Annotated in this window: 13 protein-coding genes; 2 read left to right on the top strand and 11 right to left on the bottom strand. The window is 33.6% G+C overall.

From position 1 onward, the window contains the following. Positions 1–113: 113 nt before the first annotated feature. From rluB to rnm, 3 genes are all read right to left on the bottom strand, one after another. A complete protein-coding gene (gene rluB, locus A9G11_RS06675) occupies positions 114–998 on the bottom strand; it encodes a 23S rRNA pseudouridine(2605) synthase RluB (RefSeq protein ID WP_065618723.1) in 885 nt (294 codons plus the stop codon). Positions 999–1,456: 458 nt separating this feature from the next. Continuing rightward, positions 1,457–2,077, bottom strand: a complete 621-nt coding sequence (locus tag A9G11_RS06680) for an L-threonylcarbamoyladenylate synthase (RefSeq protein WP_065618724.1) — start codon at positions 2,075–2,077, stop codon at positions 1,457–1,459. Between the two features lie 106 nt (positions 2,078–2,183). Then, positions 2,184–3,062 (bottom strand): RNase RNM, encoded by an 879-nt coding sequence (gene rnm / locus A9G11_RS06685; protein WP_218056076.1) that lies wholly within the window; start codon positions 3,060–3,062, stop codon positions 2,184–2,186. A gap of 28 nt (positions 3,063–3,090) precedes the next feature. Between rnm and rraB the strand changes: the two genes are divergently transcribed. Beyond that, complete coding sequence (gene rraB, locus A9G11_RS06690) at positions 3,091–3,486, top strand: ribonuclease E inhibitor RraB (protein ID WP_065618725.1); 396 nt, start codon at positions 3,091–3,093, stop codon at positions 3,484–3,486. Between the two features lie 86 nt (positions 3,487–3,572). Here the strand turns inward: rraB and A9G11_RS06695 are convergent, their stop codons facing one another. The 5 genes from A9G11_RS06695 to prfA form a co-directional block, all read right to left on the bottom strand. Continuing rightward, positions 3,573–6,254 (bottom strand): beta-N-acetylhexosaminidase, encoded by a 2,682-nt coding sequence (locus A9G11_RS06695; RefSeq protein ID WP_065618726.1) that lies wholly within the window; start codon positions 6,252–6,254, stop codon positions 3,573–3,575. 9 nt (positions 6,255–6,263) lie between these two features. Continuing rightward, positions 6,264–7,688, bottom strand: a complete 1,425-nt coding sequence (locus A9G11_RS06700) for an OprD family outer membrane porin (RefSeq protein ID WP_065618727.1) — start codon at positions 7,686–7,688, stop codon at positions 6,264–6,266. A 550-nt stretch (positions 7,689–8,238) separates the two neighbouring features. Beyond that, the gene (gene kdsA / locus A9G11_RS06705) at positions 8,239–9,093 is read right to left on the bottom strand and encodes a 3-deoxy-8-phosphooctulonate synthase (RefSeq protein ID WP_065618733.1); all 855 of its coding nucleotides are present in this window, start codon (positions 9,091–9,093) and stop codon (positions 8,239–8,241) included. Positions 9,094–9,111: 18 nt separating this feature from the next. After that, positions 9,112–9,948, bottom strand: coding sequence for a peptide chain release factor N(5)-glutamine methyltransferase (gene prmC / locus A9G11_RS06710; protein ID WP_065618728.1), 837 nt, complete (start codon positions 9,946–9,948; stop codon positions 9,112–9,114). Then, positions 9,945–11,030, bottom strand: a complete 1,086-nt coding sequence (prfA, locus tag A9G11_RS06715; protein WP_065618729.1) for a peptide chain release factor 1 — start codon at positions 11,028–11,030, stop codon at positions 9,945–9,947. The genes prmC and prfA overlap by 4 nt, the downstream gene beginning before the upstream one ends. Positions 11,031–11,384: 354 nt before the next feature. On the opposite strand from prfA, the gene manA reads away from it, so the two are divergent. Continuing rightward, positions 11,385–12,572 carry a mannose-6-phosphate isomerase, class I gene (gene manA / locus A9G11_RS06720; protein WP_065618730.1) on the top strand — a complete coding sequence of 396 codons (1,188 nt, stop codon included), beginning with the start codon at positions 11,385–11,387 and terminating at the stop codon, positions 12,570–12,572. 298 nt (positions 12,573–12,870) lie between these two features. Here manA and A9G11_RS14590 read toward each other — a convergent pair whose 3' ends face one another. From A9G11_RS14590 to A9G11_RS14400, 3 genes are all read right to left on the bottom strand, one after another. Continuing rightward, entirely contained in the window at positions 12,871–13,959 is a 1,089-nt protein-coding gene (locus tag A9G11_RS14590; RefSeq protein ID WP_218056078.1) for a hypothetical protein, read from the bottom strand. 113 nt (positions 13,960–14,072) lie between these two features. Beyond that, positions 14,073–15,137 (bottom strand): hypothetical protein, encoded by a 1,065-nt coding sequence (locus A9G11_RS06725; protein WP_065618731.1) that lies wholly within the window; start codon positions 15,135–15,137, stop codon positions 14,073–14,075. 44 nt (positions 15,138–15,181) lie between these two features. Further along, a partial coding sequence (locus A9G11_RS14400) for a hypothetical protein (RefSeq protein WP_176701244.1) occupies positions 15,182–15,671 on the bottom strand: 490 nt, incomplete at its 5' end.

The raw sequence follows: 15,671 nt of genomic DNA on the forward strand, positions 1-15,671 counted from the left end.
AATAAATAAATAGTTAATTAGAAAAAGTAATTTAGCTAGCATTTATTGTTTAAAATGAAGGGATAACACCCCAATTAATATTTATTAATGAGGTGAACTGATTGTATAAAAATCTACTTTCGGGTTGGTTTTTTAGATCTGTGTAGTTTTGATGTTTTAGATATATTACTAAATTTGGCTCGTTTAGGTCTTGTTATGCGTTTATCAGATGATAGCGCAATGAAACTTTTATCTTCTTTAGGAAGACCTACCGTTTCGCGTAAATAATTGACTGAATCAATACCCAGTTCCATCCAAGTTCCGCGGGATAATCCTTTTGGTAAAGTGATATTACCATAACGAATGCGCAATAATCGACTAACTTGCACTTCGATAGCTTCCCACATTCTACGAACCTCACGATTGCGACCTTCGGTTATCACTACATTAAACCACTGATTAAGACCGTCTCCACCTTGTGCTTTAATAGATTTGAATGAGGCTGGACCGTCTTCTAATTGAACCCCTTGGCGTAACTGTGCAATCTGTTGATCGGTAATATTACCAAAAACACGCACCGCATATTCACGTTCAATTTCGTGTCGAGGATGCATTAAACGATTAGCTAGTTCGCCGTCAGTAGTGAATAACAATAATCCTGAGGTATTAATATCTAGTCTTCCGATATTCACCCAGCGAGCGTTTTTTAATCGAGGAAGACGCTCAAACACAGTTGCCCGTCCTTGAGGATCATTACGTGAACATATTTCACCTTCGGGTTTGTAATAAGCAAGCACACGGCAAACTTCTTTTTCTTTACTTCTTAATTCTACCAAATGACCATTTATACGGATTTTGGGATTAGTATTTACATCAACACGATCGCCTAGCATGGCAATTTTACCATTGACGCTAATTTTACCTGCAACAATCATCGCTTCAATCTCACGACGAGAACCATTGCCTAGATTAGCTAAGACTTTTTGCAATTTTTCGGTGTTGTTATTTAAATTTTTCATTTTTTCCTCGTTACCTTCACAGGTATCATTATTTAAAAATGGTTTATTTTATGTTGGATAATAAATCTATATCAATTTTACGCTTTTAAACTATATCCATATCTCTTTTGAAGCGGTTAATAATACAATAAAACTTCCCATACATAGAATAAATCAACTATTACTTTTACTTGCGATATGACAGTGAACCAAATTAACTTAAAGCATTGATACTTAGTATTAATTGAATTATTGAAATCACAGGTAAATTCAACTTTAATTACCCAAACAATTGAATATAATTTTTACTTTTTAGGTAACTATCTTAAAAACAGAGAAGTTAAACTCCGCATCATCACTTATGTTTTTGCAACTAGTTAATAGCGGAAATAACTTAATCAATCACGCTTAATACTCATCATAAAAAATGCAGCCTAAAAAAGAAAATACTCAGATCTTTCTAATAAATGATACTTTCCTTATTCGAAAGGTTTAGTATCACCACTCCCTTGACGGATAACATCAGGATAATCATTGGTTAAATCAATAACTGTTGTTGGTTGTTGACCAATATACCCCCCATGGACAATCGCATCGAGTTGATGACCAATTTTATCCTCTATTTCATCGGGATCGGCTTGAGCTTCATCATCATCTGGCAAAATTAAAGTAGTTGTCATTAATGGTTGTCCTAATAACTCAAGTAAAGCTAAATCTATTTTATTATCAGGGATACGTAATCCAATGGTCTTGCGTTTTTCATTCATTAAGCGACGAGGTACCTCTTTACTCGCTTGTAAAATAAACACATATTTGCCCGGTGTATTATTTTTTAATAGACGAAATGTAGTATTATCGACAAAAGCATAAGAAGATAACTCCGACAAATCACGACACATCAATGTGAAATTATGGTGCTTATCAAGCTGTCGAATTTGACAAATACGATCAACACCAAATTTATTATCCAATAAGCAACCAAGAGAATAGCCAGAATCTGTTGGGAAAGCGATAACGCCACCGTCATTCAGTATCTTAACAACTTGGTCTAAAAGTCGTGTCTGAGGATTATCAGGGTGTATATAAAATGTTTGGCTCATAATATTCTTCTATATCAATACAATATTTAACATACTTTGTCAGGGTTGAAGTTTATTCCACAGATAAATCTCAATGGAACGTGTCTTAAAGCAATTTTTGTCCATATTAATTGAATAACCAATTATGCCAAATAGGGGTAACACTTCCTGGCAAGGGTGTTGTTTTACCTAAATCCAAATAATTAACAAGATCATGAAAATCGGAACCTTGTGATGCAAGTAACTCAAACTCATTTGCCAATTTGGCTAATTTCTGTAAATCATCTTGGGTTTGCCTGCTTTGCGATACCTCAATTGCATCCCCACCAGCAGCTTTAAACTCAGTAATCAATAATTTCAATTTAGTTAAGGTTAAATCATAGCGACTTGGATGAGCTAATACTGCTTGCCCACCGGCAGCATGAATCGCGTTAATGGCATCTACAATTGAGCAGCATTGTGACGGTACATAGGCATAACCACTTTTACCTAAATATTTTTTAAAAGCTTGCTTAATATCTTTTACATAACCTTTAGCAACTAAAAAACGAGCAAAGTGGGATCGAGAAACGATATCACCCTTAGCAAATTGCTGTGCTTGTTCATAAGCGTTTTCAATATGTAATTTAGCTAATTTATTACTAATAGCGATAGCTCGATTAATTCGCCCTTGTTCTTGAGACAACAAAAGAGTTAATAGTTGAGTATGCTCAATATCAATATTCAAACCAACAACATGAATTTCATTATTTTTCCAAATTGTTGAAATTTCAACACCATTAATTAACTTAAGAGGTAAATTCTCTTCATTAATAGTTTGCTGAGCTTCAAATAAACCTTTCACCGTGTCATGATCAGTAATAGCCAAAATATCAATTTGGTTACTAACCGCCCTTTTAACAAGATCGGTCGGCGTCAAGATACCATCTGAGGCAGTAGTATGAGAATGTAAATCAACGATCACTTTTTTCTCGAAAATTATTTTTAAACGTGTAATATACCACACAATTTGCACGACCACTAAAAGGTATATTATGAAAGATCAAATTCTCCTCGCTCAACAAGATACGCAAACCATTATTGAAGAACTGTTAGATGATGGCAGTGATCCACATGCGCTTTATTTAATTGAACATCATATTTCATCTGAGAATTTTGATAATCTTGAAAAAGTAGCTGTTGAAGCTTATAAATTGGGTTATGAAGCAACCGATCCCGATGAAGATGTGGATGACGCAGGTAATGTTGTGATCGGTTTTGATATTGTTTCTGAAGTTCCCCTTGATGCAGAATTGATAAATGCACAAATTGCTCAAATTATAACGCTTACCGAGCAATTTGGTGTCAATTACGACGGTTGGGGAACTTATTATGAAGACGGTAGTGACGAACTTTATGATGAAAATCAAGAAACTGAAACAATTCATTAATTGGTATTAATCAGCCTTTCTATCTAATTTTTTATACACCACGCTTAAACATTTAATCATGAATAAGCGTGGTAACATTAAAAAAACTATTTTACTTGTTCAACACGACTTGCTCTTTTTTGATTTGGTGAAACACTACGGATAGATACGGTTTCTCTATTTTTTATAGCTACCGGATCCTTATATTGTTTCCAACTTTTACCGCCATTAATCGAATATTCGATAGTTAAACCTGGGAAGGCTATATTAGCAATTAATTTCCCTTTTTCTAATTTGGCTCCCGGAATTGGTAAACGGTAATCTATCTTAGCAAGATCCAATTTTGAGAGTTCTCGTTGACCAACTAAATTAGCGAAACGATTCCAATCATCAAGCAATTTTTTCTGATCAACATAGTGAGTCTCACCTTGTTTATATTTAACGCCTTTCTTATAATCAGTTTCCCAATCGGCTTTATGCCATGCTCTTTCTGCAACACTAAGCAAGCGAGGGAAAGCCATATAAGCCATTTTTTCATCGGTACGAATATCTTCAGTCCAGATTTGTGCAGATAAGCCATAAGCACCCGGCCAATTCATAGTCCCTGTGGCCTCAAACTCATCACCATTGCGGTCAAACGAGGTTTCGGCATTTTGTGGTAAATTATCTGGTGCAAAACTAAAAATTTTGCGTTCATCGTTAAAACGAGCTGCCCAATAATAACCACTTTCATTCGGATTCACTTCATAAGGCATATCTAAATAAATATAATCAGGATTAGAAATAATGACTTTATAACCCTTATTTGCCCATTCACTAGCTGAATCATAACCACCCCAATACAAAGTATCCCAGAAATTAACTGTCACATCTTTTGTAGCAAAGGATTTTGCACTTGGTGCGAATTTAACACCATCTTGCCATGCCTGCATGCGGTTAATACCACTGTTTTCAATTATTTTACTGACTTCTACGGCAAAATAGCTTGGTAAATGTTCAATATCTTCGACAATACCTTTTTTAATAAAGGTTTGGCATGCTTGAGATTTTGCCCAAGGATGATCTTCAACACTCTGATCAATCAAACCTTTACCTTCTGCTTTAGGTGAAGCATTGATATCTTGATAGCCATTACCAAAATAGATATTTTTAGCCTCATCACCACCAAAATGCCAAGTTGATATTGGTTGTCCTGCTTCTTTATGCATTTCGGCTATTTCAGTAATAATTTTATTAGCAAATTTTTTGGAAGAATCTAAGCATGGATTTAAATAACTTTGTCGATTATAAAATTGTACCGAAGTGGTATTAGATGTATCAGTTGGATCAACCAGTCTATATTCACTCGCTTCTTCTTCACTTTTTCCTTCTGCTATTAACCGATTATAACGCGCCTCCATAGACATAATTGCTGCCCTTGCATGCGCAGGCATATCAATTTCAGGAATAACTTCGATAAAACGTGATTTAGCATATTTTACAATTTCAATGTAGTCATTACGTGTAAAATAACCACTACCATTAGTATTACTATCAGGACCAGAGCCTAACTGAGGTAAAAGGCATTTTTGTTCATTTAAATCATGACAACGTTGACTACCAACAGTAGTTAATTCAGGAAGTCCAGGGATCTCAATTCGCCAACCTTCATCATCACTTAAATGAAAATGAAATTTATTCATTTTATATTTTGACATGGTATCTAATAGTTGCATTACTGCTTGTTTAGTTTTGAAGTTACGTCCGGTATCAAGCATAATACCTCGGTACTCAAAACGCGGTTGATCCTCGGCGGTAAGAGTGGCTAACTTATGTGGCTCTTTAGCAGAAAGTAATGATAAAATTGATTGTACACCATAAAATACACCACTTTCATCATAACCAACAATTGTTGCCCCTTGCTGAGTGATATTCAGTTTATATGCCCCATTAACACCATTATCGAAATTATCTTTATCTATTTTACCTTCAATTTTAAAGCCTTCAGTGCCAACTGGGATATTTAATTGTTTAAATTGGTTCTGTAATACCTCTACACTTTCGTTTTCTAAACCATTTAGAGCAAGATCAACACCCTGCTGACCTAGCGTAATATCTTCATTACCCACTGTTAATTTGGTAGGGGTTGGTAAAATTTGACCTCGTAATAAAGACGCATCCATCATGGTTATATCAGCATTATGTTGAAATCGATTCTGTGGCGTCATTAAAATATTATGATCATAAAGTGAAATCTTCCATTGATTACCGATTGGCAAGACAAATGCCGATAGATTATCGGAATCAGTATCAGTATTGGCAATCACTTTTGCCTTTGCGTCTGAAGAAGTAACATACCACCTTGGCATAACATCGCTTTGGCTAATTTGCCAATATTCGCCTACGATAGGTATAGTTGTTGTTTGATTTGCTTCAAAACCAGTAAATTTTTCTGTCGGTTCTAATCGATGCAGATCACCAGTAATATGCGTAATTTTAAACTGATCGTTATTTACCTTAAGGATCATTCTGATATTATCAAAATAAATTGCCCAATCCCTACTTTTAATTGCAGAACCTTTGTTTTTAAACGATATTGTGACTTTATTACACGAAGCCCAATCTGCACCTAATGCAGCACAGTCAACCCCATTATTATTGGCATTATTATCAACGATTTTATAATTAACTTGTAATTGGGAACTTATCTCATCAACGACTTCTTGACTGGCATTTACTGATTGTGCTACACCAAAACCCAACAATGAAGTCACTGCTGTTGTCAGTATTGTTTTTTTAAACTTTTGCATAATATTTACCTATTTTTGTTTAGCATTAAAAACTGTAAATGGAAGAGTGACAATAAATTTTATATCTCTTTCATCTTGGAAGATATTTCCATACCCACCTTCCCAACTTTTTATACTATTAGAGTGATTGTTATATTTGGTGTAATGTAACTGGAAAGAGGTATCTTTAGCCCAACTATTTTGAACAGTATAACCTAAGTCTAAATTATAAGCAGATTCAATCAATCGATATTTTTGATTTTCTGCCAACGAATTTGGCTTAGCATCCCAACCATAAGCATAAGAAGCACCTGTTTTCCACCCTGCCAAATAGTGAGACAGATGACCTAAATCATAAGTAACTTCAGCAAATGCGGCTTTTTCACCATTAGCATTGAAATCTGAACGTGAATTCCACCAAATATCTAAACGACCATTTGATGAAGCATAATCAGGGGTCATACGTTGTAAAAAGAAACCTTGTTTTCCTTCTGCTTTAATTGCCACACCTTCAAGGCGAAAACCAACCGGCCCAACTTGATAACCTAACGTCATTGCTTGCAACCAAGCTAAACCATCATAAACATTATCACCTTTATGTGATTGATCTTTAGCACCATAAAATTGGTAACTCATGGTTAATGGGTTCTCTAAAACATCCATTTTGTAAGAGGCTTTACTAAAAAATTGATTCATATAGTTATGAGCTTGCCCAAAAGCACCTTCTAACACTAAATTATTTTTAAAGTCATACTTCAAACCGGCTGAATGTAAATAATCAATTTTTTTACCTTTTCCCCACTGGCGAAATTCATATAAGCGTTTATACCAAGGCGCTTTATATTTATCTGCCCACATATAGGACATAGATAATGCTCCGGCATTGTCAAAATCTAAGGTTGAGCCAAACTCAACACCATGATAAGTACCCGGTAATAAGCTCCAATGTGGAGCCAGTAACGTTTGGCCTGATGGTTGGATATAGCCAGCTTTTATCCAAAAAAGCTCATCAATTTTGAAATTAACAAGGGCTTTATATAGACTAAGACCACTTACATCTTTACCATTTTTTTCTAAATTTCTTTCATAAGGGCTACTTGCACCACTAAAAGCGATTTCATTTGGGTGACCTTTACCACCATCACTCACTTCCCAAGCACCATATCCACCAAGTTCAATAGCAAACATATCGGCAATAAATCCTGAACGGAAATCGAGATTGCTATTAAATGTTGACTGCCTGATATTACTTTCATATTTATGGGTATCTAAATTTTTACGTTCTCGGTCACGATTCCAAAAGAATACATTACCGGTTAATGATGCATCATTGATAAAGTTACTTTCATAAGAGGCGTAAACAGGTGCTACAGTTGCTAAAAAGGAGAATGATAAAACAAGCTTGGTTATCAGATTAATTGGACGTGGTATAACTTGTGTTTTAAAAAAATTCATAATTATTTCCCTAAAATTATTCTGTTTAACTAACAAATAAATTCGCCAACATTTAACTTGTCTTAATGAGTCAAAGATCAAATCATTTTTTATCTTAGAATTTTTAAGTCACACTACTTTTTGGGGCATATCAAACATGGATAAATCTCAATTAAATACACATAAATGAGTTAAAAAATCTCTTCAATATGTTTTTTTATAATGCATAAACATATTTTAGTTAGCAAATTAAATGATCTAAATTCGTGATCAGAATCACCAAAAATGCAATTTTTTATACTAGTTTTAATAAAAAAATGGCTACTTTTTTTATACTAAAAAATAATTATGTAATTTTGTAATATTAAAAAATGCTTATTCAAACTTAAATTAATCTTTAATTAAGAAGGTAAGAAATTAATCTTAAATTAAGATATATTTAATTATTTCAGATAGGTATTAAAAAATGATAAAAAAACAGAGAGTATCAAAATCTCTCTGTTTTTTATGAATGTAGAATAATTCAATATGATGCGCAGTTATCTAAGAATAGCGCTTATTGAAAGCGCAATTAATTTTCGGTATCTATTTCGTCAAAACTTTTTACAAGTTCATCAATCGCTTTCATCTGTTTTAAAAACGGTTCAAGCTTAGCAAGAGGTAAGGCTGACGGTCCATCGCATTTTGCATGGCTTGGATCAGGATGAGATTCTAAAAACAATCCCGCTATACCAACAGCCATACCTGAACGAGCCAGTTCAGTAACCTGTCCACGACGGCCTCCTGATGCTGCTCCCATTGGATCTCGGCATTGTAAGGCATGGGTAACATCAAAAATCACTGGCGATCCCTTACTGGCTTTTTTCATAATATTAAAACCAAGCATATCAACCACTAAATTATCATAACCAAAGCAACTACCACGATCACAAAGGATCACTTTATCATTACCCGCCTCTTCAAATTTTTCCACAATATTGCCCATTTGACCAGGGCTGACAAATTGTGGTTTTTTAACATTAATTACTGCACCCGTTTTGGCCATTGCTATCACAAGATCGGTTTGACGAGCCAAGAATGCAGGAAGTTGAATAACATCGACGACATCTGCTACTGGCTGACATTGCTCTTCAGTATGCACATCAGTGATGACTTTAACGCCAAATTGCTGTTTAAGCTCTTGAAAGATCTTCATGCCTTCTTCTAATCCCGGTCCTCGATAAGAATGAACGGATGAACGATTGGCCTTATCAAAAGACGCTTTAAAAATATAAGGGATTTTTAGCTTTTCTGTTACTGTGACATAATGTTCGCAGATCTTCATGGCTAAATCGCGTGACTCAAGTACATTCATACCACCGAATAATACGAATGGTAAGTCATTGGCAACAGTGATATCACCGACTTTCACTTTTTTTTGTTTCATCATAAAAATATTTCCTAGTTAAGGTTTAAACCAGCGACCCAGCGTTACTCTGTCATTACCACTATAGTCAGTAAAGGTTTCAACTAATTGAAATCCATGTTGTTTAAAAATTGTTTGTACCGCACTTCCTTGTTTCCAACCATGTTCAATCAATAACCACCCATATTGATTCAGATGTTTAGTTGCGCCTTGTACAATGACTTTAATATCAGCTAGTCCTTCATCTTCTGAGACCAATGCTGTTCTTGGCTCATAACGAACATCGCCTTGTGATAAATGAATATCAGTGGGTTCAATATAAGGAGGATTACTGGTGATCATAGAAAACTTGCGACTTTTAATAGGTTTATACCAATCACCTTGCAAAAAATAAACATTATTCGCCGCAATTTGCGAGGCGTTTTCTTGCGCTAAAATAAGCGCATCTTTATTCTTCTCAACAGCAGTAAATAAGCAATCTGGTCTTTCCGTTGCCATTGCTATCGCAATGGCACCTGTACCTGTTCCAAGATCTAATACTTCGCAAGGAACTTTAGGTAAATAATCTAATCCTAATTCAACTAATTTTTCAGTATCAGGTCTTGGAATTAAAGTCGAATTTGACACCTTAAACTTCAATGACCAAAACTCCTTTTCACCGGTGATATAAGCAATGGGTTCACCGTCCTTACGTCGTTTCAAATAGCCATCTAAAGCAATCAACTCTTCATCTGTTAACAATGTCTCGCTAAACGCCATTAAAAAAGTTCGTGTTTTATGAGTCACAAAACTTAGTAATATCTCAGCATCGCGTTTAGGGCTTTCGCTATCGGTTAATACTTGAGATGCGCTTTTGAGCCATTCTAAATAAGTCATTCATCTTGTTCCGACAATGCTGCTAATTGATCAGCTTGGTACTCTTGGATAATTGGATCGATTAACATTTCCAATTTACCTTCCATAACTTCATCTAAACGATAAATAGTTAAATTAATGCGATGATCCGTTACTCGTCCTTGCGGATAGTTATAAGTTCTAATTCTATCTGAACGATCACCTGAACCTAATAAATTGCGTCTAGTTGAGGCTTCTTCTTGCTGACGTTTACGCATTTCCGCATCTTGAATACGTGCGGCCAAAACTGACATTGCTTTAGCTTTATTTTTATGTTGTGAACGTTCGTCTTGGCACTCTACCACAATTCCTGTGGGTAAATGGGTAATACGAATTGCCGAATCAGTAGTATTAACGTGTTGACCGCCTGCGCCGGATGAGCGATAAGTATCTATTTTTAAATCAGCAGGATTAATTTCGGGCATTTCAGCTTCTGGTACTTCTGGTAAAATAGCCACCGTACAAGCCGAAGTATGAATGCGGCCTTGTGATTCAGTTTCTGGTACTCGTTGAACCCGGTGTCCACCAGATTCAAATTTTAAATTACCATACACCCCATCACCACTGACCAACATAATAACCTCTTTATAGCCACCATGTTCGCCATCATTAGCACTCATAATTTCAACACGCCAATTATGTGATTCAGCAAAGCGAGTATACATCCTCGCCAAATCACCAGCAAAAATTGCAGCTTCATCGCCACCTGTTCCTGCCCTTACCTCAATAAAACAGTTGTATTCATCATTAGGATCTTTAGGTAAAAGTAAAACTTGTAACTGCTTTTCTTGTTCTTCTACACGATTGAGGGCTTCATTAAGCTCTTCTTGCGCCATTTCGTTCATTTCAGGATCTGCCAACATCATTTTGGCAGTTTCAATATCTTCTTGAGTTTGTTTCCAGCTAGTAAAACACTTTACCACACCAGATAATTGAGAATATTCTTTAGAAAGTGTACGGAAACGATTCTGATCAGCGATAACTGAAGCGTCAGATAATAGAGCTTGAACTTCCTCATAACGCTCTTGTAAAGTTTCTAACTTACTGATAATTGAAGATTTCATAAATATTTATTTTTCATAGTGATTAATGAATTTGCCGTGCATTATATACTTAATCGCCCATAAAATACAGTTTCAGCTATTTTTCAGTAAAAAAATCAATTTATAACCAACCAAACATTAATATGATTAACTTAATATAAATCAATAAACTGAAAAGAGTATTGATATTAAAAACAATACATTTTAATCCACAATATCACCAAGAAATTTAAAATAACCAAATATAAACGGTTGAGGAATTTAACTGATTATTTTGAGGTAAACTTGCACCAACTTTTCTCAGGAGTATAGTAAAGGTTGCAGTGTAGATCAAAACGTATTGTTATCACCGAATAATATTAAAAGGATGTAGTTATGAAGCAGACAATGTGGAAACTGGAAAATAGTATTAAATCATATGATTGGGGTAGCATTGACAGCTTGACGTTGTTATTTGGCATCCCCAATCCGATGAAACAACCTATGGCTGAGATGTGGATGGGAACTCATCCTTTGGGATGTTCAATTGCACTAAATACAAAAAATCAAAAAATAAAACTTGATGAACTCATTAACCAAAATCCATTAGAAACATTAGGGGAAAAAACATTTAAAAACTTTCATGAACTACCCTACCTATTCAAAATTTTAGCCGCCGATAAAGCACTGTCAATACAAGTTCACCCAACCAAAGAAAAAGCTATACAAGGCTTTGAGCGAGAAAATCAATTAGGTATAGACATCAATTCACCTAATCGCAATTATAAAGATCCTAATCATAAACCTGAACTTATTTATGCGATTACACCATTTAAAGCCATGAACTCTTTTAGACCGATTGATGAAATTTTAGCGTTATTTAATCAAGTTAACGTCACTTCGCTTAATGACGAAATACAACAATTGCAACACAACCAAAATCCAGAGCAATTAAAAATCTTTTTCCAATCATTATTATCTCTTTCAACTGAACAGAAACAGCAAGCAATCAACGAATTATTAAATAATATTGATTCTTTTGTTGATGAACCTTATTTAACAGTTAAATCTTTGACTAAAGATTACCCCAATGATATTGGTTTATTTATGCCTTTGATTTTAAATGTTATTGAACTGCAACCTGGGCAAGCTATGTTTTTATATGCAGAAACACCACATGCTTATCTTCAAGGCACAGGATTAGAGGTTATGGCCTGTTCGGATAATGTGTTAAGAGCAGGTTTAACGTCAAAACATATTGATATATCTGAAGTAATTAAAAATACTCATTTTAATAGTGTGCCATTGAAACAACTCACTACTAAACCAACTATTAACCAAAATAAAATTGATTTTCCGATTCCGGTAGATGATTTCAAGTTTGAAATTATCCAAAGTGATAATCATCTCAGAGAGGAAAAAGTAACTAGTCCACAAATTTTATTATGCCTTACAGGAAATATTACACTTGAAACAGGTTCTGAATCATTAACCATCACTAAAGGTGAATCAGTTTTTATTGCTTATAAAGCCCAATATTATCGTTATAAAGGACAGGGAGTGTTAGCTAAGGCGTTTAATTAACATAAAAATGATATAGATAATTACCATTTAAAAAATTATACCATTGATTGTATTAAATTTAGTTAAAATAAATGGTTATGATGACAATAAAAGTAATTCTAATTCTTACTATGATTACTTTAGAAGGTATAACTGTAGGTATAATTTAATTTAAATAAAATCCCCCTATATAACTCCATTCCATTTAGGGGGGAACCTATAAAAAATCACAATTTAATTTTAAAGCTAGAAGATAAAAAAAATAGTACTGATTTATTTATAAAAAAATTATAAAAGCTCCAGTCGAAAATGCTAATATTTAATGTGTTGCGTTTTTATTCCACATGCTAGTAAAAGCCATACCCTCAATCCATTTAACTATTTCGCCTTGCTCTTTACTTTTATAACTTACCTTAAACCAGATATCAGGATATTCACTTCTTTTTAGTTCCTCTTTATTCCAAATCACATCCAGAATTTTAACAAAATCATTTTGAACCAAATACATATCCGTTGGATGGCTATCATTAGGCTCATCATAAAGTGGTACTTTTTCATGCTGAATATATGACTTGATATTTTTTTTGATGGTCGATTTGTTTAATCGTTTCGCTAATGCCGTTTTATCATAAAAAGTAATCTTCCCTTTTGAATCGATAATATCTAAACCGATAAAACTCTCAGCGCTTTCTCGACTTGCCATCCGTAGATAAATTTGTGACTCTTTAAAACGGTATTCTTTGTCCTGATTCGTCATGATAACCGTATATTTATTCGAAACATAATTTTTGATTGATGAATAACGACGGTACAAACTGATATCATCTAATTTGCCAATAAAAACATCAAACTCTTTATTAGATAAATAAAGATTCGTTTCTGGAAGGTATATAAAATAAAACACGCCGTCTAAGTAAAAGTCTGGAAATAAATGTTCAAACCCTTCATCATCATCAAACCCATCGGCTACAATTTGTGGTTCACCACAATAAGAATGGTTTGTCACCATATAATTTTTTAATTGTTTCTTTATATAAATACAGTCAACCATTAAATTGTTATTTTTAATTATTATAGGCATATAGGCCTCAGTTTCATCTGAAGCCGTATTAGAATAATAAAATGCTGGTTTATTATTCCATCTAAAAAAATTAATATATACCATGCCTCTAATTCCAATTACATTTTTAAGGGATTTATTGATATTTTTTCCATGTACTTCCAATATGCCGGGTTTTATAAAAACTTCACTATCCTTCTCATCACAATAGTAAGAAGTAAATTTATAAGATTGAGCTTTAAGGTTAAAGTGATAATTTCTTACTGAGGTTTTATTTGAACAAGGTTGCTTTGCATAGCAAACAGTACTGATCATTAGCGTGAATATTAACAGGATTATTTTTTGCATATTAAAACTCTTCAGTCAATTTACTGAATAAATTTAATCTCAATGACACAAAATTTTTCAATTCGTGTCACCCTTCATAAAAATCTTAGTGTTATTATTAGTTAGGATAAATATCACCAGATGGTAAACGCTTTCCCATTAATCCATTTCACCATTTCACCTTGATCTTTACTTTTATAACTTACCTTAAACCAGATATCAGGATATTCACTTCTTTTTAGTTCCTCTTTATTCCAAATCACATCCACAATTTTAACAAAATCATTTTGAACCAAATACATATCCGTTGGATGGCTATCATTAGGCTCATCATAAAGTGGTACTTTTTCATGCTGAATATATGACTTGATATTTCGTTTGATGGTCGATTTGTTTAATCGTTTCGCTAATGCCGTTTTATCATAAAAAGTAATCTTCCCTTTTGAATCGATAATGTCCAATCCGATAAAACTCTCAGCGCTTTCTCGACTTGCCATCCGTAGATAAATTTGTGACTCTTTAAAACGGTATTCTTTGTCCTGATTCGTCATGATAACCGTATATTTATTCGAAACATAATTTTTGATTGATGAATAACGACGGTAAAAACTGATATCATCTAATTTGCCAATAAACACATCAAACTCTTTATTAGATAAATAAAGATTCGTTTCTGGAAAGTATATAAAATAAAACACGCCGTCTAAGTAAAAGTCTGGAAATAAATGTTCAAACCCTTCATCACCAAACCCATCGGCTACAATTTGTGGTTCACCACAATAAGAATGGCTAGTTACCATATAATTTTTTAATTGTTGATTAATATAGATACAGTCAACCATTAAATTGTTATTTTTAATGTTTATTGGTATAAAAGCTTGAGTATAATCTGATGGTGTACTCACGTAATAAAATGTTGGTTTATTATTCCATTTTGAAAGTATAATGCCTATCATACCTTTGATTCCAATTACATTTTTAAGGGATTTATTGATATTTTTTCCATGTACTTCCAATATGTCTGGTTCTGAAAAAAATTCATTTTCATTTTCATCACAATGGTAAGAAGTAAATTTATAAGATTGAGCATTAAGGTTAAAGTGATAATTTTCTACAAATGTTTTATGTGAACAAGGCTGCTTTGCATAGCAAACAGTACTGATGATTAGCGTGAATATTAATAATACTATTTTTTGCATATTAAAACTCCTCAGTCAAATGTCCCTGTAGAAAATGCTAATATTTATTCTGTTGAGTATATAGGTATCTTGTCAGTAAAAGCCACACCCTCTATCCATTTAACTATTTCACCTTGGTCTTTACTTTTATAACTCACCTTAAACCAGATACCAAGATTAATTTCTTGCGTTGACCTTTCTTCATCCCAATATACATCTAGAATTTTGACTAAATCATTTCGGACTAAATACATATTTGTTGGTGCGTTATAGTTGTGTTCATCATAAAGTGGGATTTTTTCTTGCTGAATATATGACTTGATATTTCGTTTGATGGTCGATTTGTTTAATCGTTTTGTTAATGCCGTTTTATCATAAAAAGTAATTTTCCCTTTTGAATCAATAATATCTAAACCAATAAAACCACCGATGTTTTTATCACTTGCCATTCGTTGAAAAATCTGATTTTTTTTAAAATGATATTCATAATCCTTATTTGCCATGATAAGCGTATATTTATTTACACCATAATTTTTAATTGATGAATAACGGCGA

The organism is Gilliamella sp. wkB108, from assembly GCF_001690195.1.
Lineage (GTDB): Bacteria > Pseudomonadota > Gammaproteobacteria > Enterobacterales > Orbaceae > Gilliamella > Gilliamella apicola_L.